At 71.4% G+C, this 26,420-nt stretch carries 21 protein-coding genes and 4 pseudogenes; 20 read left to right on the top strand and 5 right to left on the bottom strand.

The window, feature by feature from the left end; all coding sequences use genetic code 11:
- From ACZ5DS_RS18760 to ACZ5DS_RS18730, 7 genes and pseudogenes are all read left to right on the top strand, one after another.
- Entirely contained in the window at positions 1-1,071 is a 1,071-nt protein-coding gene (locus ACZ5DS_RS18760; protein ID WP_468239587.1) for a FecCD family ABC transporter permease, read from the top strand.
- Positions 1,068-1,907, top strand: coding sequence for an ABC transporter ATP-binding protein (locus ACZ5DS_RS18755; protein WP_468239585.1), 840 nt, complete (start codon positions 1,068-1,070; stop codon positions 1,905-1,907). The genes ACZ5DS_RS18760 and ACZ5DS_RS18755 overlap by 4 nt, the downstream gene beginning before the upstream one ends.
- 15 nt (positions 1,908-1,922) lie before the next feature.
- Positions 1,923-3,749, top strand: coding sequence for an asparagine synthase (glutamine-hydrolyzing) (gene asnB / locus ACZ5DS_RS18750; protein ID WP_468239582.1), 1,827 nt, complete (start codon positions 1,923-1,925; stop codon positions 3,747-3,749).
- Positions 3,750-3,758: 9 nt separating this feature from the next.
- Entirely contained in the window at positions 3,759-4,988 is a 1,230-nt protein-coding gene (locus ACZ5DS_RS18745; protein ID WP_468239579.1) for a cytochrome P450 family protein, read from the top strand.
- A 302-nt stretch (positions 4,989-5,290) separates the two neighbouring features.
- A complete protein-coding gene (locus ACZ5DS_RS18740; RefSeq protein WP_468239577.1) occupies positions 5,291-6,214 on the top strand; it encodes an L-tyrosine/L-tryptophan isonitrile synthase family protein in 924 nt (307 codons plus the stop codon).
- 116 nt (positions 6,215-6,330) lie between these two features.
- Entirely contained in the window at positions 6,331-7,704 is a 1,374-nt protein-coding gene (locus ACZ5DS_RS18735) for a S41 family peptidase (protein WP_468239574.1), read from the top strand.
- A 159-nt stretch (positions 7,705-7,863) separates the two neighbouring features.
- Positions 7,864-8,145: pseudogene (locus ACZ5DS_RS18730) on the top strand (iron chelate uptake ABC transporter family permease subunit); the annotation flags it as partial.
- Positions 8,146-8,166: 21 nt separating this feature from the next.
- On the opposite strand, the gene ACZ5DS_RS18725 reads toward ACZ5DS_RS18730, so the two are convergent.
- Both ACZ5DS_RS18725 and ACZ5DS_RS18720 read right to left on the bottom strand, forming a co-directional pair.
- A complete protein-coding gene (locus tag ACZ5DS_RS18725) occupies positions 8,167-9,750 on the bottom strand; it encodes a glycerol-3-phosphate dehydrogenase/oxidase (protein ID WP_468239572.1) in 1,584 nt (527 codons plus the stop codon).
- Positions 9,747-10,355 carry a TetR/AcrR family transcriptional regulator gene (locus tag ACZ5DS_RS18720; protein ID WP_468239569.1) on the bottom strand — a complete coding sequence of 203 codons (609 nt, stop codon included), beginning with the start codon at positions 10,353-10,355 and terminating at the stop codon, positions 9,747-9,749. The genes ACZ5DS_RS18725 and ACZ5DS_RS18720 overlap by 4 nt, the downstream gene beginning before the upstream one ends.
- Before the next feature lie 84 nt (positions 10,356-10,439).
- Between ACZ5DS_RS18720 and ACZ5DS_RS18715 the strand changes: the two genes are divergently transcribed.
- On the top strand, positions 10,440-12,032 hold the full coding sequence (locus ACZ5DS_RS18715; RefSeq protein WP_468239566.1) for an FAD-binding oxidoreductase: 1,593 nt from the start codon (positions 10,440-10,442) through the stop codon (positions 12,030-12,032).
- A 52-nt stretch (positions 12,033-12,084) separates the two neighbouring features.
- Positions 12,085-12,990 (top strand): YegS/Rv2252/BmrU family lipid kinase, encoded by a 906-nt coding sequence (locus ACZ5DS_RS18710; RefSeq protein WP_468239564.1) that lies wholly within the window; start codon positions 12,085-12,087, stop codon positions 12,988-12,990.
- Between the two features lie 98 nt (positions 12,991-13,088).
- Here ACZ5DS_RS18710 and ACZ5DS_RS18705 read toward each other — a convergent pair whose 3' ends face one another.
- Together ACZ5DS_RS18705 and ACZ5DS_RS18700 are read right to left on the bottom strand one after the other, a co-directional pair.
- Entirely contained in the window at positions 13,089-13,757 is a 669-nt protein-coding gene (locus ACZ5DS_RS18705) for an esterase/lipase family protein (protein WP_468240335.1), read from the bottom strand.
- Between the two features lie 151 nt (positions 13,758-13,908).
- Positions 13,909-14,970 carry a serine/threonine-protein kinase gene (locus ACZ5DS_RS18700; RefSeq protein WP_468239561.1) on the bottom strand — a complete coding sequence of 354 codons (1,062 nt, stop codon included), beginning with the start codon at positions 14,968-14,970 and terminating at the stop codon, positions 13,909-13,911.
- A gap of 293 nt (positions 14,971-15,263) precedes the next feature.
- On the opposite strand from ACZ5DS_RS18700, the gene ACZ5DS_RS18695 reads away from it, so the two are divergent.
- The 5 genes and pseudogenes from ACZ5DS_RS18695 to ACZ5DS_RS18675 form a co-directional block, all read left to right on the top strand.
- Positions 15,264-17,564 carry a peptidoglycan recognition protein family protein gene (locus tag ACZ5DS_RS18695; RefSeq protein WP_468240333.1) on the top strand — a complete coding sequence of 767 codons (2,301 nt, stop codon included), beginning with the start codon at positions 15,264-15,266 and terminating at the stop codon, positions 17,562-17,564.
- A gap of 107 nt (positions 17,565-17,671) precedes the next feature.
- On the top strand, positions 17,672-18,034 hold the full coding sequence (locus ACZ5DS_RS18690; protein ID WP_468239559.1) for an ArsR/SmtB family transcription factor: 363 nt from the start codon (positions 17,672-17,674) through the stop codon (positions 18,032-18,034).
- Positions 18,035-18,336: 302 nt separating this feature from the next.
- A complete protein-coding gene (locus ACZ5DS_RS18685; RefSeq protein ID WP_468239556.1) occupies positions 18,337-20,052 on the top strand; it encodes an LCP family protein in 1,716 nt (571 codons plus the stop codon).
- A gap of 765 nt (positions 20,053-20,817) precedes the next feature.
- Positions 20,818-20,946: a hypothetical protein gene (locus ACZ5DS_RS18680; RefSeq protein ID WP_468239554.1), complete on the top strand. Its 129-nt coding sequence runs from the start codon at positions 20,818-20,820 to the stop codon at positions 20,944-20,946.
- 200 nt (positions 20,947-21,146) lie between these two features.
- Positions 21,147-21,314: pseudogene (locus tag ACZ5DS_RS18675) on the top strand (integrase core domain-containing protein); the annotation flags it as partial.
- A gap of 107 nt (positions 21,315-21,421) precedes the next feature.
- Here ACZ5DS_RS18675 and ACZ5DS_RS18670 read toward each other — a convergent pair.
- Positions 21,422-21,721, bottom strand: coding sequence for a hypothetical protein (locus tag ACZ5DS_RS18670; RefSeq protein WP_468239551.1), 300 nt, complete (start codon positions 21,719-21,721; stop codon positions 21,422-21,424).
- 221 nt (positions 21,722-21,942) lie between these two features.
- Here ACZ5DS_RS18670 and ACZ5DS_RS18665 point away from each other — a divergent pair, with 221 nt between their 5' ends.
- The 6 genes and pseudogenes from ACZ5DS_RS18665 (at position 21,943) to ACZ5DS_RS18640 (ending at position 26,407) form a co-directional block, all read left to right on the top strand.
- The gene (locus tag ACZ5DS_RS18665) at positions 21,943-22,386 is read left to right on the top strand and encodes a nuclear transport factor 2 family protein (protein ID WP_468239549.1); all 444 of its coding nucleotides are present in this window, start codon (positions 21,943-21,945) and stop codon (positions 22,384-22,386) included.
- A 15-nt stretch (positions 22,387-22,401) separates the two neighbouring features.
- A pseudogene (locus ACZ5DS_RS18660) lies at positions 22,402-22,833 on the top strand (transposase); the annotation flags it as partial.
- 1,208 nt (positions 22,834-24,041) lie between these two features.
- Complete coding sequence (locus tag ACZ5DS_RS18655) at positions 24,042-24,635, top strand: RICIN domain-containing protein (protein WP_468239546.1); 594 nt, start codon at positions 24,042-24,044, stop codon at positions 24,633-24,635.
- Between the two features lie 113 nt (positions 24,636-24,748).
- Positions 24,749-25,093 carry a hypothetical protein gene (locus ACZ5DS_RS18650; RefSeq protein WP_468239543.1) on the top strand — a complete coding sequence of 115 codons (345 nt, stop codon included), beginning with the start codon at positions 24,749-24,751 and terminating at the stop codon, positions 25,091-25,093.
- 113 nt (positions 25,094-25,206) lie between these two features.
- Positions 25,207-25,443, top strand: a pseudogene (locus ACZ5DS_RS18645) (NF041680 family putative transposase); the annotation flags it as partial.
- A gap of 586 nt (positions 25,444-26,029) precedes the next feature.
- Positions 26,030-26,407, top strand: a complete 378-nt coding sequence (locus ACZ5DS_RS18640; protein ID WP_468239541.1) for a VOC family protein — start codon at positions 26,030-26,032, stop codon at positions 26,405-26,407.
- The last annotated feature ends 13 nt before the right edge of the window (positions 26,408-26,420 follow it).

Raw genomic sequence — 26,420 nt, 5'->3', positions numbered from 1 at the left:
GTGCTGTCCACGCCGACCGCGTCCCGCCGCACCACGACAGAGCCGCGCACGCTTCCCGTGGTGCCGCTCGTGCTCGTCCTGGGCGGCGCGCTGCTGGCCGCACTGACCGCGGCCGTCGCCTGGGGCTCGACCTCCCTTCCGCCCGGCGAGGTCTGGGGCGTGGTGGGACGCCGGCTGTCCGGCGAACCGCCCCGACCGGGCACCGACGACCTCATCGTGTGGCAACTGCGCTTCCCCCGCGCCCTGTTGGCAGCACTCGTCGGAGCGGGCCTCGGCCTCGTCGGTACGGCGGTGCAGGCGCTGGTGCGCAACCCGCTCGCCGACCCCTACCTGCTGGGCATCTCCAACGGCGCCTCGCTCGGCGCGGTCGCCGCACTCGTGCTCGGACTCGGCGCGGGCGGGGCGCTCGGCCTCGGTCTGTCCGGGGCCGCCTTCGCCGGGGCGCTGGCCACCTTCGCACTCGTGTGGACGGTGGCCCGGCGCGGCGGCGGATTCGCACCGCTCCGGCTGGTCCTGGCCGGGGTGGCGATCGGCCAGTTCCTCTCCGGCTTCACCAGCTACCTGGTGCTCCAGGCCGGCGACGAGCAGCAGACGCACAGCGTGCTGTTCTGGCTCATGGGCAGCCTCAGCGGGGCGAGTTGGGAGTTGCTCGCCGTGCCCGCGGTGACCGTGCCGCTGGCCCTGCTGTGGCTCCAGGCGCGTGCCCGGGGGCTGAACGCTCTGCTGATGGGCGACGAGACGGCAGCCGGGCTCGGTATCGACGTCGGCCGGCTGCGCCGGGAGCTGTTCACGGTGACCAGCGTGCTGACCGGCGTGCTCGTCGCGGTCTCCGGGGCGATCGCCTTCGTCGCACTGATGGTGCCGCACGTGTGCCGCCTGCTCGTCGGCGGCGACCACCGGCGCCTGCTGCCCGTCTGCGCGCTGTGCGGCGCCCTGCTGCTGGTGGTGGTCGACGTCGTCTGTCGTACGGCCATGGACAAACAGGAGCTGCCGGTCGGCGTGGTGACCTCACTCCTCGGGGCTCCGGCCCTGCTGTATCTGCTGGACCGGCGTCTGGGAGACGGCAGTTGAGGATCGACATCGAGGGCCTGCACGTCGCCTACGCCGGGCGTACGGTCGTGGCAGGAGCCCGGCTGATCGCCGAGCGGGGCGAGATCACCGGCCTGGTCGGCCCGAACGGCAGCGGAAAGTCGACGCTGCTGCGCACCGTCTACCGGCACCTGCGACCCACCGCCGGACGCGTGCTGCTGGCCGGTACCGATCTGCGCGACCTGACGCCCCTCCAGTCGGCGAGGCACGTGGCGGCCCTCCCGCAGGAGCGCGGCAGCGACTTCGAGCTGAGCGTCCGCGAGGTCGTCGCCATGGGCCGTACGCCCTACAAGCGGGCCTTCGCCGGGGATGACGAAACCGACCGGGACCTCGTCCGGCGGGCACTGTCCGACGTCGGCATGGCGGAACACGCCGGACGCCGCTTCACGGCCCTGTCCGGCGGCGAACGCCAACGGGTGCTGCTGGCCCGCGCGTTCGCCCAGGACCCGGACGTCCTGGTCCTGGACGAGCCGACCAACCATCTCGACATCCGCCACCAGGTCGAGCTGCTGGCCCTGCTGCGCGCCCAGCGCCGTACCACCCTGGTGTCCCTGCACGACCTCAACGCGGCCGCCTCCGTGTGCGACCGGCTGCACGTGCTGCACGCCGGAGCCGTGGTCGCCTCCGGACCGCCCCGCGAGGTGCTCACCCCGGCCCTGCTGGCCGAGGTGTTCGGCGTGCGGGCGGCCGTGATCGACCACCCCCTCACCGGAGACCCGCTGATCGCCTTCGACCACCGGGACACGACAGCGGACGGGAACCCGTCGCCGTCCGCCCCCGACGTATGGGACGAAGCTGCCGAACCGTCCCCCCACTGACCCAGGAGCGTTCCCATGTGCGGAATCACCGGCTGGGTGTCCTTCCACAGCGACGCCCGCACCCAGGCCCCGGTCATCGAGGCCATGACCGCCACCCTCGCCCCGCGCGGCCCCGACGCCGGGGGCGTCTGGCTCGGCGAGCGTGCCGCGATCGGGCACCGCAGGCTCGCCGTCATCGACCTCGAAGGCGGCGCACAGCCCATGACCGACCGGCCCGACGAGCCCGCCCTCGTGCTCAGTTACAGCGGCGAGGTCTACAACCACCACCGGCTGCGCGCAGAGTTGCGCGCCAGAGGACATGTCTTCCGCAGCCGCAGCGACACCGAGGTGGTGCTGCGCGCCTACGCCGAATGGGGCGAGGCGGTGGCCGATCATCTGGAGGGCATGTTCGCCTTCGCCGTCTGGGACGAGCGGGAGCAGCTGTTGCTGCTGGTGCGGGACCGGCTCGGCGTCAAGCCCCTGTACTGGGCCGCCGTCGACGGCGGCCTGGCCTTCGGCTCCGAGCCGAAGGCGCTGTTCGCCCACCCGGAGCTACGGCCCCGGGTGGACGCGGACGGGCTCCGGGAGGCGTACAGCCTGCTGTTCAACACCGGGCCGACGCTGTGGTCCGGCGTGCGCGAGGTGGAGCCCGGCGGGCTGCTCGTCCTGGACCGCGGCGGCATCCGCGAGCGCCGCTACTGGCAGCTGGAGGCCGCGCCGCACACCGACGATCTGGACACCACCGTCGAACGGGTCCGCGAGCTGGTCGGTTCGGCCGCGCGCAGCCGGCTGGAGGCCGACGTCCCGCTGTGCAGCCTGCTGTCCGGAGGCCTCGACTCCACCGTCCTGACCGCGCTGCTGGCCGGTGAACTCCGGCTGCGCGAAGGACCGGAGGCCCGGATCCGCTCCTACGCCGTCGACTACAGCGACCAGGCCGAGCAGTTCACGGGAGACGTCCTGCGCACCGGTCACGACACCCCGTACGCCATCGAGGCGGGCACCTTCATCGGCACCGATCACAGCACCGTCGTCCTTGATCCCAGCGAACTCCTCGATCCCGTGCACCGTACGGCGGTCGTCGTCGCCCGGGACTCGCCGATCGGTGTGGGCGACATGGACACCTCGCTCCACCTGCTGTTCGGCGAGATACGGCAGCACTCCACCGTCGCCCTGTCCGGCGAGGCCGCCGACGAGGTCTTCGGCGGCTACCCCTGGTTCCACAGCCCGAGGGCGCTGGCCGCGGACACCTTCCCCTGGCTGCTGGTGACCGGCGACGAGGCCGCGATGCCGCTGAACCCCGAACTCGACCTGCACATAGGTGAGTTCCGCGACGACACCTACCGCACCGCCCTGGCCGCCGTACCCCACCTGGACGACGAGACCCCCGCCGAGCACCGGCAGCGCGAGCTGCAGCATCTGTCCCTGACCCGCTGGCTGCGCCAACTCCTGCACCGCAAGGACCGGTTGAGCATGGCCCAGGGCCTCGAAGTGCGCGTGCCGTACTGCGACCACCGGCTCGTCGAGTACGCCTTCGCCACGCCCTGGGCCCTCCACAGCCACGACGGCCGGGAGAAGAGCCTGCTCCGTGCCGCGGGAGCGGGCCTCGCCCCGGACTCGGTGCGCCACCGCCCCAAGAACCACTACCCGGCCACCCACCACCCCGCCTACAACCGCGGCCTCCAACAGCTGGCCCGCGACGCCCTGGCCGGCGAACACGTCCGCGCCCTGGCCGACGAGACCCGCATCAAACCCTGTCTCGACACACCGCCCGACCGGCTGGAGTGGGGCCACCGCCTGCGTCTCGAACGCGTCGTCGACCTCGCCCTGTGGCTGGACCACTACCGGCCCGAACTCGCCCTCTGAGGAGCCCTCGTGACCACACTCCCCGATCCGGTCCCACTGAGGGGATGCCCGTACAAGAGCAACCCCTACCCCCTGTACGAGCGGATGCGCGAGGCCGGCCCGGTCCACCGCGTCCTCTTCCCGAGCGGCGTACGGGCCTGGCTGGTGACCGGCTACGACGCCGCGCACTCCGCGCTCGGCGACGACCGCCTCGGCAAGAACCACGACCGGGGCAACGACCGCTGGCGCGAGCGCGCCTCGATCATGCCGGAACCGCAGCACTCCCAGCTCCAGGTCCACCTCCTCCACCAGGACCCGCCCCACCACACCCGCATGCGGCGCCTCGTCACGGACGCCTTCGCCCCGCGCCGCATCGAGGGCCTGCGCCCCCGCTTCCAGAACCTGGCCGACACGCTCGTGGACGCCCTGCCCGAGACCGGCCCTGCCGACCTCGTCAGCGGCTTCGCCGCACCCTTCCCCTTCCAGGTCCTCGCCGAAGTCATCGGCCTGCCAAGGGAGTTGGCCGACCGCTTCGACCGCGACTGGGGCAAGGTCGTCCAGCCGGTCGGGCCCACCGACCCCGGACGGCCCGCGTACGAGGCCCGGCTGCACGGACTGCAGACCTACATCGCCGACGTCGTCGCGCACCAACGCGACCACGGGGACGACGACCTGCTCACCCGTCTCGTCGTGGCCCGCGACCGGGGCGAACTGTCCCAGGAGGAGCTGGACTCGATGATCTTCCAGCTCCTGGTGGCCGGCCAGGAACCGGTCACCAACCAGATCACCACCGCCCTGATCGCCCTCTTCCGCCACCCGGACCAGCTCGCCCGCCTGCGCGACGACCCGGGCCTGCTGCCCCGCGCGGTCGAGGAACTCCTGCGCTACGACAGCGCTTTCGAGCTGACCACCTGGCGCTTCTTCGACCGGGACAGCGACCTGCACGGCACCGAGGTCCCCGCCGGCGACTCCGTGATCGTCTCCCTGTGCGCCGCCAACCGCGACCCGCGCAGCTTCCCCGCCCCGGACACCCTCGACCTCGACCGCAGCCCCAACCCTCACCTCGCCTTCGGCCACGGCATCCACTTCTGCCCCGGCGCCGCCCTCGCCCGCGCCGAACTGCAGATCGCCCTCGGCACGCTGCTCGCCCGGCTGCCCGGCCTGCATCTCACCCTCGCGGACGAGGACATCCCCTGGATCCCGGCCGTCCTCGGCCGCGGCGCGCACCGACTGCCGGTCGGCTACGACCGACGCCGCTGACCCTGGACGTCCGGCCGATCCGATCCGGGCCTGGCGCCTGCCTCGGTCCGGGCCGGTCCGATCCGGACCCGACGCTTGTCCCGGTCCGAGCCGGTCCGATCCGGGCCCGACGCCCGTCCCGGTCCGAGCCGGTCCGATCCGGGCCTGACGCCTGTCCCGGTCCAGGCCGACCCGATCCGGACCCGACCGCCCCGCCCAGGACCCGGCCACCGGCCCAGGTCCCAGCCGCCCGCCCCGCCTCAACACCCCCACCCGATCACCCGCCACGGCGCCATGCCCCCACGCCCTCCGGAGGAAACGACATGCTGCTGACGACCGCCCCGCCGACGCACATCAGCACCGCGATCCTGCGCCTCCTGCTGCCGTACCACCGCACGACCGACCGCGCTCCCGCCCTTGCCGAGGCCTTCCCGCACCAGCAGCGCCGGATCGCGGGCTTCGTGCGCGACGGCGCACCCGTCGAGTTCACCCTGCCCGGCTTCCCCTGCAAGTCGCCCAACCCGGCCAAGGTCCTCGGCCGCCTGCCCGACCAGGCGGAGCGCCTGTCCCTGCGCTTCCTGAACAGCCTGTGCGCCGAGATCGGACGGATCTACCCGCCCGGAGCCCGGATGGTCATCTGCTCGGACGGCCATGCCTTCGGCGATCTCGTCCGCGTCCCCGACCGGCACATCGACGCGTACGCCGACGAACTGCGCGCACTCATAGGGGACCTGGTGCTCGACAGACTGACCGTCTTCGACCTGCGGGACGTCTTCGGTGCGCTGCCGCACGAGGAGAAACGCACCCGCGTCCAGGACGGGTACGCCCCGACGGTCGAGGCCCTGCGCACGCTGGTCCGGTCCGACGAGCCCACCCGGGCCCTCTACCGCGGCATCACCCGCTTCCTCGTCGAGGACACCGCCGACTTCCCCGGCACCCGGTCCGCCCTCCAGCGGGAGTGCCGTCGGCGTGCCTACGGCGTGATCCAGCGCAGCCGCGCCTGGGGCGCCCTGATCGCCGAGCACCACCCACGCGCCGTCCGGCTGTCCATCCATCCCCAGCCCGTCGGCGCCGCCAAGTTCGGCATCCGCCTGCTCGACGCCCCGGACGCCTGGACCACCCCGTGGCACTCGGCAGCCCTCCGCCGCGCCGACGGCACATGGACCCTCATGCCCCGCGAGCGGGCTGCCCGGCTGGGGCGCCTGGTCCACCGCGACGGCCGACCGAGCCACTTCGAAGTGTGCTGACCTCCCGGACCCGGGGGTTGTCCCGACCCTCGATGCACCGGTTCGCCGGATGGTACGGGCGCGGCGCCGTCGGCGACCGTGGTGCTTTCCGCAAGCACGCACCGGAAGGACCCATCGTGCGCATCGTTACGGCCACCATCGTCGCCCTCACCCTGACCGCGTCCGCCGGACCGGCGGCGTTCGCCTCGCGGTCCGGCTCGCCGAGCACCGACGGCGTGTGGCGCATGGACGGCTACGGCACCGTCCTCACCCTTGGCGGCGGAGTCCTGCAGGAGTACCAGACCACGTCCGTCGGCTGCCTCAAGGGCGACTCCTCACGGCAGACGGGCCCCGGCACCTACGTGACGACGGACGGCACGGTGCTGACCGTACGGACCGTGCACGACCGCGACCACGCCACCCTCACCGCGGACAGTGCGGTGGGCCACCGGGGGCTCCGCCGGATCGCCGCACTGCCGGCCGACTGCACCCGTGCCCTGCCGGACGACCCCCGCACCGCCTTCGACGTCTTCTGGCAGACCTTCGAGGAGAACTACCCGTTCTTCGCGGCGAAGGGCGTCGACTGGCACGCCGTGCGCGACCGGTACCGGCCGCAGGTGCACCAGGACACCACCCGGGAGCAGCTCTTCGACATCCTCAGCCGGATGGTGCGGCCGCTGCACGACGCCCATGTGGCCATCAAGGACGGCGACCGCGTCTTCGCCTCGATCAGACCGGGCACCGAGATGCCGAGTGAGGAACTGGACGCCAGGGTCAAGAAGTTCATCCTGGCCCGCGACCTCAGGGACACGTCCCATCGGCAGGACTTCGCCCAGGGCCGGATCACCTACGCCGACCTGCCCGGTGGCCGGGGCTATCTGCGGATCTCCGGCTTCGGGGGATACGCCGGCGACGACGCCCCGTACAGCGCCGAACAGGCGGAACTCGACCGGATGCTGAACACGGTCCTGACTCGGGAGCGGATCGCGCAGCTGAAGGGGCTGATCATCGATCTGCGCATCAACGGCGGCGGCTCCGACACCCTGGGCATCCGCATCGCCCAACGCCTCACCGACACCCCCTACGTCGCCTACGCCAAGCGCGCCCGCAACGATCCGGCCGACCCGACCCGGCACACCCGCCCCGAGCCCGTCCCCGTCGTCCCGGCGGCCGCGCCCCGCTACACCGGCCCCGTCGCCGTCCTCACCGGCGGCTCGACGGTGAGCGCGGGCGAGACCTTCACCCAGGCACTCCTGGACCGGCGGCCCGGCCGGACCGTGCGCATCGGGCAGCCCACCCAGGGGGTCTTCTCCGACGTGATGCTGCGCTACCTCCCCGACGGCATCCTCTTCGGCCTGCCGAACGAGGAGTACCTGACCCGCACCGGACGCACCTTCGACGGCACGGGCATCCCGCCGCAGCTGACCGAACCGGTCTTCACCAAGGAGGAGTTCGCGAAAGGCCGCGACTCGGCCTTCGACCGGGCCGTGAACATCCTCCCGTCCGCGTGAGCGAAGACGCCCCGTGGGTGAGGCAAGGGGCCTTTGCCGGGCTCCCGTTGCCTCCCGCGGAGGAAGACCGGTCAGAGTCCGGCGCTGACTCTCCCCCAACTGTCGGCTTCGCCCGATCGTCCGTGGGTGGTGCGACCCGTTGACTGCTCGCCGTGGACTGCGAGAGGGGACGAGACATCGGCGGCGCTCGGCGTGCAACCAGCCCGCCTGCGGCGGGAGTTGTTCCTCGTCACCCCGGCTGTGAACCGGGACCGTGGGAGCGGTCAGCGGGGTCGTCGGGTTCGTCGGCTGAGGGTGCCGCACGTCGTACGGGTGGCGGTCGGCACCGATCATCGGCGGGTGCCGGCGGTGGCGCCGCTCGCCGACGCGGTGTTGCTGGTGTGGGCGGACGTGCTGTCCTGGCTCCTCCTAGCGCCCGGCGAGCTGCCCGTCGGCGTCCTGCCCCTAACTCCCCGGCCGGAGTCAGAGCCGCTCGGCCGTCGCTCCCGCCAGCACCTCCCCGGCGATCGCGAGCGCCTCGGCGCGGTCCTCGGGGACGAGGCCGATGCGGGTGCGGCGGTCCAGGAGGTCCGCTGCGTCGAGGGCGCCCTCGTGCCGGGTGGCCCACACGAGTTCGGCACGCGTCACCGGATGTCCTGGCAGGACCGGTTCGGCCAGGGCCGGGTCACGTTCCGTCAGGGCGTGTACGGCCGGGGCCTCGGTGCCGTAACGGCGGACCAGGCGCAGGGGTGCGGGCAGGGCGCGGAGCCGGTCGGGTGCGGCGGCGCCGACCAGGGGCAGGGCGGCGGTGGGGGAGGGACGCGAGGGCAGGCCACGGGCCTCGATCGCGGCGTCCACGGCGTCCTGTGCCATCCGGCGGTAGGTGGTGAGCTTGCCGCCGACGATCGTGGTCACGCCGTCGGGCGAGGTCAGGACCGCGTGCCGGCGCGAGATGTCGGAGGTGCGGGCCGCTGCGTCACCCGGGCCGTCGTGCCCGGTCGTGTCCAGCAGCGGGCGCAGTCCGGCGAAGGCGCCGACGACCTCGTCCCGGCGCACCGGCGTGTCCAGGACGGACCCGAGCACGTCCAGCAGGAAGCCGATGTCGGTCTCGGGTACCTCGGGCACGTCCGGGATCGTGCCGTCGACCGGCTCGTCGGTGAGGCCGACGTAGACCCGGCCGTCCCCCTGGGGCAGGACCAGGACGAAGCGGTTGGTCTCGCCGGGGATCGGGATGTGCAGGCCGGCCGGCAGGCTGCCGAGCCGCTCCGAGCGCAGGACCAGGTGGGTGCCGCGGGAGGGCCGGATCCGTATCCCCTCGACCAGGTCACCCGCCCACACGCCGGTGGCATTTATCACGGCGCGGGCGCGGATCTCGCCCTCCTCGCCGGTGAGTTCGTCGCGGACGCGCGCGCCGGTCCCGGTCGTCTCCAGCACCCTGACCCGGGTCAGCACCCGCGCGCCGTGCGCGGCGGCGGTCCTGCCCAGGGCGGTCACCAGCCGGGCGTCGTCGGTGACCCGGCCGTCCCAGGACAGCAGCCCGCCGCGCAGCCCGGCCGCGCGCACCGACGGCGCCAGATGCCGGGCCTCGGTCCCCGACAGCCGGCGGGGGGCGGGCAGCACCTGCCGCGGGGTCCGCGCCGCAAGGCGCAGCATGTCGCCGGCCCGGAACCCGGCCCAGGCCAGCGAGGCCTGGGCCCGTGACACCAGCGGGGTCAGCGGCAGCACGAACGGCTGCGCGGCCACCAGGTGCGGGGCGGTGCGGGTCATCAGCACCCCGCGTTCGACCGCGCTCTCGTGGGCGACGTCGAACTGCGCGGAGGCCAGATAGCGCAGCCCGCCGTGGATGAGCTTGGAACTCCAGCGGGAGGTACCGAAGGCCAGGTCGTGCGCGTCGACGGCGACGACGTCAAGGCCGCGGGCGGCCGCGTCCAGGGCGGCCCCGGCCCCCGTGGCGCCCAGTCCGACGACCAGGACGTCGGCCACCCTGCCGTCCGTCGCCTCGGCCAGTTCCCGGGTGCGCCGCCCCGCGCTGAGGGACGAGCCTCGTACGGCCTCGATGTGGCTCATGGCGTCAGGGTCCTCTCCAGAAGGGTGCGCAACTCGTCCAGGAACGCCGGGGAGTCGAGCTCCGGGTCGTCCTCGTCGGTCATCGTGCGCAGGGACAGGGTGAAGGACTGCACGATCAGCAGCAGGGCCCGGGCCTGCCGTTCGGTGTGCGCGGTGCGCACCGATCCGTCCGCGTGGCCCTCGCGCAGCGCGCCGGCCAGCAGTTCCAGCAGCGCCTCCTGGCTCGCCCCGCGCCGGTCGAGCACGTAGGGGAGCAGCAGTTCGGGATCGACGTCGACGATCTTGCGGAACAGAGGGTGGGCGCGGAAGGCCTCCACCCCTGCCACCAGCCCCGCCACGATCCGGGTGCGGGTGTCCGTGCCGGGCGCGGCCTCCGGTATCGCGCGGGTGGCCACGTCGATCCATTCACGGGTCATCAGATCGCCCACCAGCGTGCGCAGGTCGGGCCAGCGCCGGTAGAGCGTCATCCGGGAGACACCGGCGCGGCGGGCCACGTCGGCGAGCGTGGTGCGGCGGACCCCGACGGCCAGCACACAGTCGCGCACCGCGTCCAGCACGTGATCGTTGCCAGAACTGTCTGCACCGTTGTGACGAATAGGCGTCATGTGTCACAGTGTAACGCCCCGGGGGCCGGGCGGAGACGCCGCCGCGCGAACCCGAGCACACCGACCTGTGAGGACGACCCTTCGATGGACATGCTGTGGAACGGCTGGGGCGACCCGGCCAAGGCGGCACCGCTGCCCGACACGGTGACCGGACTGCTGCGCGAACTGCTCGGCGTCAAACCGCGCACCGCGCCGGCGCTCGCCCTGGAGGACATCGAGCTGCCCGCCCCCGCGGCCGACCCCGCGGCTCTGAAGGCGCTCGCCGAGGCCCTCGGCGGCACGGACCACGTCCGCACCGACACCGAGAGCCGCATCCGGCACACCCGTGGCAAGTCCACCCCCGACCTGCTGCGCCTGCGCGCCGGCGACCTCTCCGACGTCCCGCAGGCCGTGGTCCTGCCCACCTCCCACGACGAGGTCCTCGCCGTCCTGCGGGCCTGCGCCGCGCACGGCCTGGCCGTCGTCCCCTTCGGCGGCGGCACCTCCGTCGTCGGCGGACTCGCCCCCGAGCGGCGCGCCTTCGCCGCCCTGGACCTGCGCCGCATGAACGGCCTGCTGGACCTGGACCCGGTCTCCCGCACCGCCGTGCTCCAGCCCGGCCTGCGCGCCCCCGAGGCCGAGGCCCTGCTCGCCGAACAGGGCTTCACCCTCGGCCACTTCCCGCAGTCCTTCGAGTGGGCCACCATCGGCGGCTTCGCCGCCGCCCGCTCCAGCGGACAGGCCTCCGCCGGATACGGCCGCTTCGACGAGATGGTGCTCGGCCTCACCCTCGCCACGCCCGAGGGAACCGTCGAGGCGGGCCGCGCCCCCCGCTCCGCCGCGGGACCCGACCTGCGCCAGCTGATCCTCGGCTCCGAGGGCGCCTTCGGTGTCATCACCTCCGTCCTCGTACGGATCCGCCCGCTGCCCGAGGCGCGCGTCTACGAGGGCTGGCGGTTCGCCTCCTTCGAGGAGGGCGCCGCCGCCCTGCGCAAGCTCGCTCAGGACGGACCCCGGCCGACCGTGCTGCGCCTGTCCGACGAGACCGAGACGCTCATCGGCCTCGCCCAGCCGGACGCCATCGGCGCCGGTCCGGCGCAGAGCGAGGCCGGATGCATGGCGATCACCGGCTACGAGGGCACGGCCGAGGACACTGCCCAGCGCCGGGAGCAGGCGGCGGCCGTCCTACGGGCCGCCGGCGGCACCCTGATCGGCGCCGAACCGGGTGAACGCTGGGCCCACGGCCGCTACTCCGCGCCCTACCTGCGCGACGCCCTGCTCGACGCGGGAGCCTTCGCCGAGACGCTGGAGACCGCCGCCTTCTGGTCCCGCATCCCCGACCTGTACGCCGCGGTCCGCACCGCCCTCACCGACACCCTCACCCAGGCCGGCACCCCGCCCCTGGTGATGTGTCACATCTCGCACGTGTACGAGAACGGCGCCTCGCTGTACTTCACCGTCGTCAGCGCCCAGGGCGAGGAGCCCGTCGCACACTGGACGCGCGCCAAGCACGCCGCCAACGACGCCGTGCTCGCCGCCGGGGGCACCATCAGCCACCACCACGGGGTGGGCACCGACCACCGAGACTGGTATGTCAGGGAGGCCGGAGAGCTGGGCATCGAGGCCCTGCGCGCCGTCAAGCGCCGCCTGGACCCCGAGGGACTGCTCAACCCCGGCGTCCTGCTGCCGACCGACTGACCCACCCGCCCGGCCGTCCCGCTCCCACCGTCACCGCCCGGAGGCACACCCGATGCGACAGTTCACCGCCGTCGTCAACCCGACCGCGGGCGACTCGACCGGGGCGGCGTCGCTGCTCCAGCTGGCCCGCCTGCTCCGCGAAGCCGGGGCCGAGCTGGAGACGGAGTACAGCCACAGCCTCGCCCACGCCCAGGACCTCGCCCGGCAGGCCGGGGAGCGCGGCCGGGTGGTCCTGGCGGTCGGCGGGGACGGGATGGCCGGCGGCATCGGCGGAGCGCTCAGCGGCACCGGCACCGTCCTGGGCCTCGTACCCGCGGGCCGCGGCAACGACTTCGCCCGCGCCCTGAACCTCCCCGCCGACCCCACCGCACTCGCCGACATCCTGCTCCACGCCGAGCCCCGGCACGTCGACACCATCGAGGTGGAGTCGGCCGTGCACCACCGCACCGTGGTCCTCGGCAGCGTCTACGCCGGCGTCGACGCCCTGGCCAACCTGCACGCGAACCGCGCCCGCCTGCTGCGCGGGGCCGCCTCCTACTACGCGGGCGGCCTGCGCGCGGTGACCACCTGGCGGACGGCCGACTACCGGGTCACCGTCGACGGCGAGGAACACGCCCACCGCGGCTACACCGTCGTGGCCGCCAACTCCCCCTACTACGGCTCCGGCCGGCTCATCGCCCCGGGCGCGCGGGTCGACGACGGCCTGCTCGACGTCGTCATGATCCGCGAGGCGCCGCGCCGGCTGTTCTTCACCCTGATGAACGAGTTGAAGACGGGCGCCCACGTCCACCGCCCCGAGGTGCAGGTCCTGCGCGGCAAGGAGATCCGCATCGAGGCCGACCGCCCGGTCCCGTACGGAGCCGACGGCGAGGTGGAGGCCACCGTGCCGGTGACGGCCCGGGTGCGCCCCGCCGACCTGCCCGTCCTGTGCCCACCGGCCACCGCGGACCGCCCCTGACCGCTCAGCGGTCGTGCGAGAGAGCCAGGAGTTCGGAGAACGTGCCGCTCACGTGGAGCAGGTCGTCGTATGCGTCGCACAGCCTTGTGCAACACCCTTCAGCCGCGCAGGAAGCCCCGGACCTGCTGGGAGACCGTGTCGTCGGTGAGCAGGTCGTTGTGGGCCAGGCAGCCCGCCGGGTGGTTGTCGGCCCCGTTCAGCAGCACGCTGTCGTCCGGGTTGATGATCTCGTCGCAGTTCGACCACCACGTGCCGTAGCGCACGTCGCCGGGTGTCTCGTCGCCCTGGGCCAGCTGGGTCTGCACGTACGACCCGGGCGTCATGTCCCGGCACGCCTGGGACCACAGTGCGCAGGCCCAGGCGATGCTCGTCCCGTGGTTGGGGCCGCCCAGTGACACCCAGTGGTCCACGGTCGCGGTGCCGCCGCCGAACTTGAGGTACCACCGGGTGACGAGGCCGCCGAAGGAGTGGGCCACGATGTCGACCTTCCGGGCACCGGCCTGGGCCCGGACCTGGTCGACGTACGCGGCGAACCGGCCGGCGAGGGTCTCGTTGACGGACCGACTGGTGTCGTACCCCCAGGCGAACACGTCCCCTTCGCCGTACCCGGAGGCGAGCAGATCGGCCCGGAAGGATCCCCAGACGCCGGGGTCCGCGTTGTAGCCGTGCACGAGGATGACCGGTGTGACCCCGCTGTCCGCCTCCTGCCCCTGAACGGCCGCCGCAGCGGGCGCCGCCGAGCAGAACAGCAGAGCGATGGCGCACATCAGGACGCGAGCGCGGGCATACAGGCGTGCCACGGGGCCTCCTGGCGGCTCGTCAGCTGTCGCAGTGGCCACATGATGGAGCCCCGGAAGGAATTTGAACATCCCTCACGTTTGATTCGGCCGCCGAGACGTCAAGGCCCGATCTCCGGGGTCATTTGGCGTCGGACGGCGCAGGGCTGGTGGGCGCGGGGGAGGGCGGGGCGTCGTCGGGGGAGTTCAGGGTGGCGCCGACGGCCGCCGCGGCCGCGAACAACAGCACCCCCGCACCGCCGAGTACCGCTTTGGTGGCCCGGCTGGGGCGAGAAGCGAGCGCAGGGGAGCGCGCGGCCCGTCTGCCGGCGGTGCGGCCAGGGGGCGGGGGTGAGGGCGGCGCGACCGGCGGAGAAGGGGCGGACAGTGGCTGCTCCTCGTGTCCGTTCCCCGCCAGCCAGGCCGCTGCCTGTTCCGCGGTGGGGCGCTGCGCCGGGTCCTTGGCCAACAGGCCGAGGACGTAGTCGGCGAGCGGGCCCGGTATGCCGGTGAGCATGTGGGTGGGCGGCACGGGAGCGGCGTTGACGTGCTGCTGCACCACCGACAGGCTGGTCGCGCCGCGGAACGGCGGTTGGCCGGTGAGCAGTTCGTACAGCACGCAGCCGAGCGAGTAGACGTCCGAGGCCGGCTGGGCAGGGCGCCCGAGGGCCCGCTCGGGGGCCAGATAGTCGGCCGTGCCGACGATCTTCCCTTTGGCCGTGAGGGTGCCGGCGGCTTCGTCGGCGAAACGGGCGATGCCGAAGTCCGTGATCTTCGCCGTGCGGTCGGTGGTCAGCATCACGTTGGCCGGCTTGATGTCCCGGTGGACCACGCCCTGGCCGTGCGCCGCGGACAGGCCCGCCGCCATCTGCGCCGCGATGAGCGCCGCCTCGCGCGGGGGCAGCGTGCCGCGCAGCGAGCGCTCCTGCGCCAGGGTCCAGCCGTCGATCAGCTCCATGACGAGGTAGAGCCGGCCGTCGTGGGAGCCGAAGTCGTACATGGCCACCACATGGGGGTGGTTGAGGCGGCCCGCCGTGCGGGCCTCCAGCCGGAAGCGCTCGGCGTCCGTCGCCTCCTCGGTGCGCAGGAGTTTCACCGCCACCGCACGGCCGAGGGTGCGGTCCGTAGCCCGCCACACCTCGCCCATGGCGCCGCGCCCCAGCGGCTCGTCCAAGTGGTAGCGATCCGCCAGAAGCAGTCCCACCCGCGTCCCTTCACCCTCGATCGCCGACCACACGACGATGCCCCAATTCCCCCCGACATGGCCGTAATTGTGGCCTTGTTCAGTCAAGATCATCTTATCGAACCGTGAGGGGGTGACGCGGATCACTTATCCCTCCGCGTCAGTGATGTTCACGGACCGGTGTGCGCTGGGGAGACGGGCGGCCTGCGTGACAGGTGTGCCTGAAGTGACGTTCATCTAGGGCCTATCCCGGCCGTCTGTGAGGGTGGAGAGCAGTGAGCCGTCGTACAGGGCATGCATACAGACCGTTGAGCCTGAAGCGGCGGGTATGGCTGACACTCGGAGCGGTGGTCCTGGGCGGCGGGGGAGTGGTGACCTACGCGGTGGCGAGCCCGAGCCACGACACGGGTGCCGCGGGCCGGGCCAAGCGCCCGGTGAAGGTGTACGACCTCGCGCTGAAGGGCACCGCGAGCGGCAGGCGGGAGCTGCCCCGCACCGACACCGCGCAGTTCTCCCTGCTCGGCGTGTCCTGGACGGGCGGCGCCAAGCGGCTCGACGGCACGGCGCAGGTGCGCACCCGCAGCGGGGAGAGCGGTGAGTGGACCGCATGGCGGGACCTGGACGTGCACACCGACCCGCTCGAGCATCCCGACGCCGGTGTCCGCGGCGCCTCCGAGCCGGTGTGGGTCGGCTCCTCCGACGGTGTCCAGGTACAGGTCGTCCGCAAGAACGGCACCACCGCCCCGCTGCCGAAGGGCCTCGAGGTCAACCTGGTCGATCCGGGCGTGGTGACCGACGCCGAGGCCAGGGGCGGCGGCACCGGTACGGCGGCGTTCGTGACCGAGCCGAGCCCCGGCGAGACGAGTAGCGCACCGGCCGATTCGGGTGTGCCGAGCGACACTGCGGCCCCGACGAGCAGCGCACCGGCCGACTCGGGTGTGCCGAGCGACACTGCGACCGCGACGAGCGGCGCACCGGCCGACTCCGGTGCGCCGAGCGACACCGCCACCGCCACCGCGCCGAGTACTCCCGCCGGCTCCGGATCCGCGACCCCCTCGACGAGCCCGTCGGCCACCACGCCGTCGGCGCCGCCGTCCACCGTGCCCGAACCGCCGATCACCTCACGTACCGGCTGGGGCGCCGACGAGTCGATCAGCCCCGACACACCGGAGTACAACGCGGACGTCAAGGCCGTCTTCGTCCACCACACGGACGGCAGCAACGACTACACCTGCGCCGACTCGGCGTCGATCGTGCGCGGCATCTACGCCTACCATGTGCAGGTCAGCGGCTGGAAGGACATCGGCTACAACTTCCTGGTCGACAAGTGCGGCACGGTCTTCGAGGGCCGCAAGGGCGGTGTCGACCTGCCGGTGCTCGGTGCCCACACCTACGGCTGGAACCGGGAGGCCGCGGGCATCGCGGTGCTCGGCGACTACACCACCACCGGCGCCTCCGACGCCGCGCTCGCCTCGATCGCTCGGGTCGCCGCGTGGAAGCTCGGCCAGTACGGCGCCGAGCCGACCGGGACCGTCCAGCTGACCGCCGGTGCCACGCAGACGAACTTCTTCGGCACCACCTTCACTGCGGGCAGCAAGTACGCCTTCCAGCGGATCTCCGGCCACCGCGACGGCTACAACACCCAGTGCCCGGGCGGTTCCCTCTACGCCCAGCTGCCCACCATCCGCGCCTGGGCGTCCGGCCCGGTGCAGGGCCTGAAGGTCACCTCGGTCGACAAGGCGGGTCTCTCCGGCTCGACGTACTACACCAAGGGCGCCGTCACGCTGCACTGGACGGCCACCACGCTGGCCTCGCTCATCTCCAAGTTCGAGCTGCTGGTCGACGGCAAGACGGCCGCCACCGTGTCCGGTGACGCGACCTCCGCCGGCGCCACCCTGGCCCTGGGCAGCCACACCGTCGCCGTCCGGGCCGTCCACCAGTCCGGCAAGGCCACCACGAGCGCCGCGCTGAACGTCGTCGCCGAGACGACCGCACCGACCTTCACCACCGCACCGAACCTCGCCCTGCGCACCGGCACGGTCACCACGAGCGCGGTCCCGGTCACCCTCGGCTGGAAGGCCACCGACAACACCGCACTGCGCCGAGTGGACCTGCTGTCCCCGACGAAGGCCACCTTCGGCCCGACCACGACCGGTTCCAGCCGTACGGCGGCGTCCGGCACCGCCGCCACCTGGTCCCTGCGCGCCTACGACTACGCCGGCAACTACCGCACCGCCTCACCCTCCTACACCCCGGTGATCCTGCAGGAGACCTCCGCCACCAAGTCCGGCAGCTGGACGAGCCGCTCCTCCACCAGCTACCTCGGCGGCACGTCGTACTCGAGCGGCTCCCAGGGCGCCTCCCTCACCTGGACCTTCACCGGCCGCTCCGCCTCCTGGGTGGTCTCCCGCGCCGGCACCTCCGGGCAGGCGTACGTCTACGTGGACGGCACCAAGACCGCCACCGTCGACCTGAAGTCGTCCACGACCCTGTACCGCCAGGCCGTCTGGACCAAGACCTGGTCCGGCAGCGCCCAGCACACGGTCAAGATCGTCGTGGTCGGCACCAGCGGCCGTCCCACCGTCACCACGGACGGCCTGATCTACCTCAAGTGACCCGAGTCCCCGGGGCGCCCCGACCGTACCGGGGCGCCCCGGGCGGACCCTACACTGGGCACGCGCATGTGCGCGGACTGTGAAGCGGGCGGGGACGGGAGAGGTCAGTGGCGGACGGCGGCGGTGGCTTCGAGGACCCGTCGGCCGAGGTGCTGGCCGCGGCGGCCGCCGGGTTCGGGCTGCTGGCGTCGCCGGCCCGGCTGCATCTGATGTGGGCCCTGGCGCAGGGCGAGAGCGACGTCACGCACCTCGCCGACCGGGTGGGCGGCGCGCTGCCCGCGGTCAGCCAGCACCTCGCGAAGCTGAAGCTCGCCGGGCTCGTGCGCTCCCGTCGCGAGGGCCGCCGGCAGGTCTACTACATCGACGACCCCGACATCGTGACCGTCGTACGGGTGATGGTCGGGCAGCTGACCGAGCGCTCCGAGCACGGTGCGGCCGTCGTACGGCAGTTGCGCGGCACCGGCCGCTGATCCTCGCCCGGGGCTGCCCTGATCCTCTCCCGGGCCCGGCCGTTCCGCCGGACCCGCTCGCTTCCCCTGCCCTTCGGGCGTGCGCACACCGGCTCGGCGACCGCCGAGCCGGTTCCATGAGATCCCTCACCTGTGAATTCCCTCAGGATCTGTGCTGTTCGGGCCGTGGGTTTGTTAGATTGCGCAACTACGCAACCCTGGTGGAGCCCGTACCCACGGTTCTCCCCGCTGACCGCCGCGCACGCCCGGCCGCACACCCGACGGCCCGGTCTGCCGAGCCCGACCGTTCATGGGAGTGGGAGATGAGCGACCCGTGGGACGGGCCGGGTAGCCAGACCACGCGCAGCCGTACGTCCCGGGTGCCCGGGCAGCGGACGGCCGAGCCCGACGGAGCGGGCCCGCCGGGCGGCCGCGCCGCCGCCCGGGCCGCCTCCCGCTCGCGCGGCGGCACACGGTCGAGGCGGCGCGCCCGGCCGGCGGGCCGCGGCAAGCGGATCCTGAAGATCGCCGCAGTGTGCCTGTCCCTCCTGGTGCTGGGCACGGCCGGCGTCGGCTACTGGTTCTACGAGCATCTGAACGGCAACATCCAGAGCTTCTCGCTCGACGGCAAGGGCGGCACGGAGAAGGCCGACGCGTTCGGCCGCACCCCGATCAACCTCCTGGTGATGGGCTCGGACGGCCGCACCAGCAAGGCGGACTGCAAGCTCGGCGGCGGCTGCTCCAAGACCGGTGTGCAGACCGGCAGCAACGCGGACGTGCAGATGGTCGTGCACATATCCGCCGACCGCTCGAACGCCACGGTGATGAGCATCCCCCGTGACACCATGGTCCAGGTTCCGGCCTGCAAGGACAGCGCGTCCGGCCAGTCCACGTCCGGCTACTACGGGCAGATCAACAGCGCGCTCCAGTACGGCCCGGCCTGCCAGGTGGCCACCGTCCACCAGCTCACCGGCATCCCCATCGACCACTTCGTCAAGCTCGACTTCTCCGGCGTGGTCAAGATGTCCGACGCGGTCGGCGGCGTCTCCGTGTGCGTCAACGACGACGTCTACGACACCTACTCGCACCTGAAGCTGTCCAAGGGATCCCATACCCTCAAGGGCGTCGCGGCCCTGGAGTTCGTGCGCTCCCGGCACGGCTTCGGCGACGGCAGCGACCTGGGCCGGACCGTCTCCCAGCACATCTTCCTGAGCGCGATGATCCGCAAGTTCAAGAGCGCGGGCACACTCACCGATCCCACCGCGGTGTACGACCTCGCGGACGCCGCCACCAAGGCGCTGACCGTGGACGACGGCCTGGGCACGGTGAAGAAGCTGGTCTCCCTCGCGGCCGACCTGAACAAGGTGCCCACCAAGCGGATGACCTTCACCACCATGCAGACCGGCACCGACCCGGCCGACAGCAACCGCGTGGTGGTGGGCGCGGGAGCCAAAGCCCTCTTCGCCACCATCGCCGACGACCAGGCGCTGACCACCGGCTCGGGCAAGAAGTCCAGGGCGGCCTCCGCGACCGCGAAGGCCACGGCCACCGCCTCGGCCGTACCCGCGTCCAAGATCGCCGTGACGGTCGAGAACGGCACCGAGATCACCGGCCGTGCCTCCGCCATCGCCACCGCACTCACCGACAAGGGCTTCAGCTCCGGCACCACCACGGCCAACGCCCCGAGCCCCGCGCCGACCACCACCCTCACCTACGGCACCGGCCAGAAGGCCGAGGCCCGGACGGCCGCCAAGGCGCTGGGCCTGCCCGCCTCGCATCTCAAACAGGGCACCGGCACGGGCCTGACCCTGGTGGTCGGCAGCGACTGGCCGAGTGGCACCGCCTACCCGGGCGGTACCTCCGCACCCGCACCCGCCAACACCAAGGCCGCGGTCTCAGGCGCCCACGCCCAGACCGCCGACCAGGCCAAGACCTGCGCCAAGGTCAGCCCCTACAAGACGGTGAGCCTCAACGGAGTCCCCATGACACCGGCCCAGGCGTACGCGGCGGCCCGGACCAAGCCCGACTCGGACGCCTGAGCGGGGAGGGCGCTCTCCCGGCCTTTCCGCCGTCCTCGCTGCCCTGTCCCGGACAGCTGCCAACAGCGACAACAAGCACCGTTGCAGTACCAGCGCGACGTCTCGACTGAGACCGTGGGCTGCTCCGGAGCGACGGCCCGGCGCCGGCTGCGCGAACGGACCGACCGCCTGCCGCCGTCGCACCGGACGGAGATCTCGCGGACGAACTCATCGGCGTCGCCACACAGCAGGCGGCGAAGGGCACCTGGGCGGCAGCCGCATCCGCTTCCGCGTCCGCCGCCCGGCTGTCCGCTGAAGGAAGCGTTCGAGAGCGGTGGTTGATGCGGACCGCCGCATACCGGCTGCACGCCGGCGATGTCAGACAAGCAGCCGAACTCAAGCCGACGATAAGTGAGATGGCATCGGACGCCGAACAGCAGTACGTGCTGGGACATCTCGCCCTCACCATGGGCCGCCTGGAGGAAGCACGCCTACGGCTCGCCGCCTGTTGGGAAAGCTGCGACGGGGCCACGGGAACCGAAACCCTGCGGAGTGCCGCCGAGCAGATGGCCTGGCTGTGCCTCATCCAGGGCGACGCGCCAGGCATCGTCACATGGGCGCGTCGCGGGCTCGACCTCCCGCCGGGGAAGCGGTCGTCCTTCCTGCGTGACTCCCTCGCCATCGGACTGGCGATCTCCCGCAACTACGACGCACGCATCCGCTCCCTCGCCCACCTCCGGCCCACAGGATCCCGCGACACCTCATGTCGTCACCGAAGGGGACACCATGACCTTCTACGTGGAGGGGGCCGACTCCGTCCAAGCGACATGGTCGGTGGGCTACGGGGAAGCTCTCGGCGTCAACCTCCTCTACCTCGAGGGCTACAGCTACGTCCCGGGACGCTGCAACTCCTAGGGCTCCCGGCCCAGACGACCGCCCCGGTCGGCGAGCACAACTCCACGGCTCCGGCTTGCCTTTTAAGGACCGGCTTCGGAATTGCAGCGCTGCGGCAACTCGGGCTGGCGCTTGGGCCGATGAGGGGTGGCTTCGTCGGTGCAAGGCGAGAACGGATGATGCGGAGTTCGGGCAACAGGTGTTGATCGTGTAATAGCGGGGTGAGGCCAGGGGGACGAGTGCTGCGCCGCGACACGTCCAAGGAGGCCGAGCTACTCGTGCTGCGGCACGAAAGCGCGGTGCGGCGCCGGCAGTTGAAGGGCCCGGTCCGTTACGAGCCCACGGACCGGTTCTGGTTCGCGGCTTCCGCGCTGATACCCCGGCGGTTTTGACTCACGGTCTTCCCGGTCACCCCCGGCACGTGACCATCGGGACGCCGGGGTGTGTGCCGGTGTTACGTTGCTGACTTCGGTGATGCGCCCGTGATTCAGGTGCCTTAACCGCGGCCGCCTTCCCCGACGCCGTGCTGCGTGCCCTCCGAACCGACCTCACCGGCTGAGGCCGACCGGCGCTTCCTGACCCAGGCCGCCACGGCGACGAACGCGACCGGCGCACCGACGGCCGCCTTGACCCCCAGCTTCGCCATCACCCAGCCGAAGAAGAAGTGGTGCCATCCGTCCACCCACCACGTGATGCCCGCCACCAGCCCGGCGACGGACAGACCACAGACCACCGACAATGCTATGCGAACCGCACGTCCGAGCTGCGGCTCGCCGTCTTCCTTGATCCCTTCCATGGACCCGACTATAGAAGCTGCTCGTTCGCACACCGAACGAACGAGCCAACCGAGAGGCCGACTTGCGCCAGGCGGCCGCCGCCTCGTCACGTTCCACCGCGCGGCGCACCGGGGGTGGGGTCGGGCGGGTGGGGTGCGGCTGGTCGAGACAGTCCGCAGTACGGGCCCGCAACAGGCGATAATGATCGTTAGCTGCTTGTGCGTATTACTTGGGGGGTCTTGTGAGTCTGAGTCCGCGCGAGGTGTTTCTCCGGCTTGTTCATGGGGTCGCCGACGGGAACTCAAGCGAATTGCCTGACCTGTATGGCGAGGTCACCGATGTCCGGCATCCGATGGCGACGCCGGAGTCCGAGCCGTTGACGAGTCGGCGTGCACTCCGGGAGCACTTCACGGTGCCGCCGGAAGTTCGGGAGTCCTTGCCGAAGAGGAGTGTCGTCGATGTCGTCGTCCACGAGACCGCCGATCCTGAAGTGATCGTCGCCGAGTTCGCCTACGAGTTCACGTTGCCGGACGACTCCATGGCCAAGGTGCCGTGCGTCTTCGTCATGCGTGTGCGGGACGGTCAGATCATCGAGTCACGCGATTACATCGACCCGATCCGTACGTACACGGCACGCGGGGACCTTGACCGCCTCATCGCTTCGTTGCGCAAGGGCGTTTCCTAACCCGCGCTTTCCGAGGTGGACTGTCCAAGAGTTGACCAGAAACACGACCCACGTGTCCGTGTCCAGGGTGACGGGGTGACGGCCGGCAGGTGGTCTCGCAGGCCGGTGCGGTCCTGTTGGTGGAGACGGTCCGCAAGACCGGTCTTGACCGGGCGATATCCGCGGCACTGGCGCCCCGGCAAGAGCCACGGGCCGTCCACGATCCCGGGAAGATCCTCCTGGACCTTGCGCCGACGGCCGCGTTGGGCGGGGACTGCCTGGCCGACGTCGGCATGCTGCGGGCCGAGCCGGCCGTCTTCGGCCCCGTGGCATCCGACCCGACGACCTCCCGCTTGGCCGACACTCTCGCCGCCTGCGGCGACACGGTGTTGGGACCCGATCCGCACCGCCAGGTCCGAAGTTCGCGAACCTATCTGGCGGTTGGCCGGTGAGAGAGCCCCTGGAACAGCCACATCACCGCCGCCCTCGACCGGCGCGCCCAACTTCCGAACCCCGGCTGACCAGCAGACTCCCCGTCTCAACGAGCAGCACCACCGACCCGGAGCTGTGGAACCCGGCGCCCACCCGACACGTCAGCCGGGCCACCGGCCTGCCCCTCACCTACCGGCCATCGCAAAACGTCCTGCCGACTCCGTCGACAGACCGTCACGCAAGATCGAGGCTGCTAACTGTGGTCGGGTAGCCGGATCACGGACCAGTAGGTTCGGGCGCGCTCGATTATCCGTGGGTTGGACACACCCGTTGTCGCCGTCCGCCCAGCCACGGGCGAACCGACGAAATGGCGCTCGCGGGGTGACGTAATGCGCTGGGTGGGGTCAGCGGGCCGGGCGGCCGCCGCGGGCTCGCTGGCGTCCGCGCTCTGGCGAGTTCCCAGTTTGGGAACGCTGGATCTGCTCGCGGATCTTGGGGCGCCTCCTGGAAGGTGAACACGGTCGCGAGCGCGAGGGCTCGGCGGGCTTCCTCAGTGGTGGTGGAGGGCTGACTGCGTTCCCGAGCGTGGCCATGGACGGCCGGGACGAAGCTCTCCACCCAGCCGGTGAAGCGTGCCCGCTTGGCCGCGTCATCGCGGTCGTCGAACGCCGACCAGCCCGTCCTCCGGCTGCTTCAGCTCGCCCGCCCACGTCTGCGCATGCTCCAGCACGGAACAGCTCCTCCGACGCCGGGAACCGCTCGAACGCCGGGTCCTCGCCCAACTGGTGCAGCTCCCGCAGACGGTTCACGGCCCGACCGGTGTTGACAGCCCCGAGACGGATCGGCGGACGCTTCGGACGGAGCTGGCCAGAGGCCTTCGCGGGCTCCCTCACCACACTCGAAGTCTTCGCCACCAGCCGGTTCCCAATCTGGGAACCGGCCTCGACTACACGGGAAGTCCACACGACGCGGGCCGCGTTGTCGCAGGTCAGCGAATTCCGTCTGTAGCTCGTTCATGACATACACCCAAAACCTTGTCCGGGCCGAGGCGCTGCTCTACGTACCCGACAACGCATACGTCCAGAACCGGTGTACGCGGAGGGTTGTGCGCCCCGATGTAACTCCGCGCGCCGACGTGCGCCGGTAGCAGCCTGGTACAGCACCCGGGATAGTGCCTGCGAAGGGTCCGCCGCATATGCACGGACCCTTCTGCCTGCCCGCTTCCGGTACCAGGGGGACTCGCTATGAAAACCGCCAGGCTCCGCCGTACGCTCAGCGTCTTCGGCGTCACCGCCTCCACCGTCCTGGCCGCCGTCACCTTCGCCCAGCCGGCCCACGCGGAGACCGCCTACGTTCTCATGAACACTGCGACCAGCAAGTGCGCCGACCTGCCCGGCTTCTACGCCACCCCGCCCGGCACTGAAGTCACCCAGTACGGGTGTGACTCCACCTACGGCGACAACCAGCAGTGGTTCATGCGGCCGACTCAGCCGCCCATCAACGGCAGCACCGTCGTGGAGTTCGTGAACGTGAAGAGCGGTCTGTGCATGGACCTGCCCGGCTACGGCTCTGTCGCCGCGACCACCCACGTCTCCACCTACTACTGCAACTCGGTGCCCGCCAACGACAACCAGGAATGGGTTCTCGACTACGCATCCGGCCCCAGCAACACCTACTACCACGTCGTCAACCTGAAGAGCGGTCTCTGTCTCGACGTCGCGGGCTGGGCCAGCGACGGATCCGACCTGGCGAACAACCTGCCGCTGACGGTCTACCCCTGCTACAACGCCGCCTGGGCCAACGGCGGCTACGACGACCACACCTGGCACGTCGTCTAAGCTTGTCCTTCAACCTGCCATGTCTGCTACGCCTTCAGGCGGAGCGTGGTGGGCTGGTCGGCCGTCTGGTTTGGTTCATGAGACGGCGTGCGACAGAGTGCAACGGAGCGAGCATGTGGGACGGCCCCTTTTACCGAGTCAGGCGTGACGGATACGAGATCTGCTTCGTGCCCGATGCGGGAGAGGACCTCGACGAGGTCTGCAATGTGGACATGTGGGTCATCCGCGATGACGGCGATCGCTGGTCCGGAACCGTGTTCACTCTCGATGAGGTGCACCGAATCATGGACCGCCAGCGGCAGGCAGGCGAGCCAGAAGGCGACTACTGGTGGTGCTGGGACGGCCTCATCGTCCGCGACGCGGGTCTGCCGTCGATGGTCAAGGTCATCGACGGGCTCGTCGCCGCGGGCGAGTATGAGACCGTCCTTCGCCACGTCGGACCCGAAGAGGACGCTTGATCTTGTTGACTCTGGCTTACCGAAACGATGACCCGAACGTGATCGCACGTACGGGGATTCCGAAGACGTGAACACGACCTCCGTCTGATCCTGTGCTCCGACTAAAGAGGCACTTGACGGATGTCCGGCGGGAAGCATGCGCGGTGGCGTCACACTTCGAATTCTTCGACTGCCTGCCCGTGCGCGGGGACACGCTGTTCGAGCTGACCGACGCGTTGCCGTGCGCGGACGGGCCGGTGACCATGCCGGCGGACCTCACGCTGGCGGCTGAGCACCGGCGCGGTCACAACGCGCTGAACAGCGGGAACGTCGATGTGCCGCGGCTGCGGCAGGTGCTGGCCGGGCTGCCGCGGCGGCATCTGCCGCTCGAGCGCGCCGTCGGTCTGCCAGGCCGCCAGGACCTCCTTGGCTCCCTCTACATAGACCTCCCCGGGCTGCCGCTCGCCGATGTGGTCCTGGGCGAACAGGGAGAAGTCGGGAGCGCCGCCTTGGGCGAGGATCACGTAGTAGGGGTTGCCGGCCACAAGGTGATTGGCCAGGGCCCGCACGTCGAAGTCGTCACCCGCCCTGCTCCAGGGCCCGGTGCGCCAGCCTCCTCAGAGTGCACCCCATTTAGGACGCATACGGTCCGCATTGAGAGGAGCAACGCCGTCACACTCGACCTCTGGTTTTCGGGGCAGAGTGCTGCCCGGGCGCCACGGGCCATCCCGGCGATCACTCGGCGATAAGAGCACGGATACCAAACTCAGCCCTCACACGACACAGGAGCGCACGGCGCCCACCATCACGCACCCGCCAGAATCGAACAGCAAACAACTGGTCCACTTCGGTGATCCCGTACACAGGATGACTGTTGATCTTCACCTAATACTCCGGCTGTGGATCGTGATCAGGGCTGCAGGAGTGGCCTATTGTCTCTGGTCTACGCTGCCCTTCGTGATCGCCAAACTGCAGTGTGTCGTGTTGGACTGTGCTGATGTCCTTGAGCTCGCCCGGTTCTACCAGTCGCTCCTGGGCGGCCTGGTGAACCAGCCGGACCCACGGTGGTCGCTCGGCGACGGTTGGGCGACCCTCCACGCCGACACCGGGCTCGTGCTTGCCTTCCAGCGTGTGGAAGACCATCGGCCGCCCGGGTGGCCAGACCCTGCTCGGCCACAGCAGTTCCACCTCGACCTGGGGGTCACGGACCTCGATCAGGCCCAGGAAGAGGTTCTCAAGCTGGGTGCCACGCTGCTCGATGTTGGTGACCAGAAGCGCAGTTGGCGGATCTACGCGGACCCGGCAGGTCACCCGTTCTGTCTCGTTCGGGACTGACAGGGGACGCATA

The organism is Streptomyces sp. NPDC031100 (assembly GCF_055570785.1).
The sequence above is the reverse complement of the archived record's forward strand: the minus strand, read 5'-3'. Positions and strand labels throughout refer to the sequence as shown.